The 1,544-nt window shown below is 47.0% G+C and carries 2 protein-coding genes; both read right to left on the bottom strand.

The features are described from left to right. On the bottom strand, window positions 1-241 hold a 241-nt coding region (locus DW121_RS15540), incomplete at its 3' end, for a hypothetical protein (protein ID WP_147399679.1). 249 nt (window positions 242-490) lie between these two features. Further along, window positions 491-1,544, bottom strand: a 1,054-nt coding sequence (locus DW121_RS15465) for a fimbrillin family protein (RefSeq protein WP_147399680.1), incomplete at its 5' end; no start/stop codon positions are given.

A 1,544-nucleotide genomic window follows, 5' to 3' on the forward strand; every position in this document is an offset into this window, starting at 1 on the left:
GGGCAAAACCTGTGGAGGCCATGTAGCTTGTGCCTGTATTGTATGCAAATACGCCTATTTCCGTGAGGTTGGCGGTGGTGGCTTCGGCACGGGTGGCGGCATCGGTATTGCTGTCGTCTACTGATGTTGAGAAGCCGATGGGCTGTGTTGGCATTAGGGTTGTGTCTTCGTTGTCACAACCGATGCACAGTAGGGTGCAGAATAGTGGAATGAGGATGTATGTACCTTTTATTCTTCTCATTATTGCTTGCTTTTTTTATTAGAAAGAGTTTTTTGTGTGCCCGAAGAAAGACATTCAACCTTCTTCGGGCGTGTGTCAATGCTTTGATTGACGTTTCATTGGTTTCGCTCAGAAACATCTCTTCTCTTGTATGTAAGGAGAAGAGATGCTTCGCTGCGCTCTGCATGACAGGGGTGGGTGTCTCACTTCTGACAAGGGTGATTGTTTCACTTCTGACAGGATTGATTGTTTCACCCCTGACAGGATTGGTTATTGGACAGTTATGGAGTTGTCAGTTTCTGCTCCCCAGCTTGCGTCTGTGTCTACATCGAATGTGATAGCATTCAGACCGATGATGAATGTGAATTTGTAGGCTGAGCCTTTCTTTAAGACACCGGCGGGCAGGTTCACTTCTTTTTCGACTGAAGATTTGGCGTGGGTGCTGGCGCCTGTCTTGTTCACGATGTCGTATGCTATTTTTACTTTTACGTCACCGGCATTGGCTGTTCCTGTTCCATTGTTTACTGGGAGGAGGAACAGGAATTCGTCTGTGTTTTGGCCGCTTGCTTTTTTAATGAATAATGATGTAGCGGTTGTTCCTCCTGCAGAGATATCTATGGACGAGGTGGTGTAGCCTGCGAAGTTGGCTGCCGTCAGGTTCAAGATACCGCACTCGTTATTTTGATTATCGTATGCTGTCAGCGCATACGGAGAAGCTAAGTAGTCCGTTGTATTGTCTGCCCATGTCAGGGTTTTCATATCGAGTGTGCCTTTTTTGTTCAGCTTGCTGGTGTGTATCAGCGATACGCCTGTGATGAATACCTTTGTAGCGCTGTTTTTGCTGATGTCCGTGCCTGTTTTGGCTACCATATCCACTCTGGTCAGCGGGTGCATGAACTTGAATTTTACTGTTCCCGAAGCCGAAGTCATGTTCATTGTATTGTTGGTCGCATCTTCGGGGTTGGACACTACTATGTCTATCATCTGATATTGGTAGTCTCGTAGTGTATAGGCTATTTTGGGGTTGTTGCTTGCGTCAGCGGATGTCGGTGTGATGTCGTAGGGAGGCGAATAGGCGAAGAACGAAACTTTCTCATTGGTTCCTGCAGGCCAGAATTTTACGGGGGCGTATTCCCATTTGCTGGTGGTGTTATTCCAATCTACCGACTCCTTATTCATGAATTCTGATTTAGCTCCGGTTGTGCTGTAATCTCCGGTCGTCTGATACGCCATAACTCCGATTCCATCACCTTTTAAGAGCTCTATGTCCGCTTCTATTCCGCGTGTCTGCACGCTTGCATACGTATCAAATCCGATTGGCTTG

It is taken from the genome of Bacteroides sp. AM10-21B (assembly GCF_003472565.1).
In the GTDB taxonomy this organism is placed as follows: Bacteria; Bacteroidota; Bacteroidia; order Bacteroidales; family Bacteroidaceae; genus Bacteroides; species Bacteroides propionicigenes.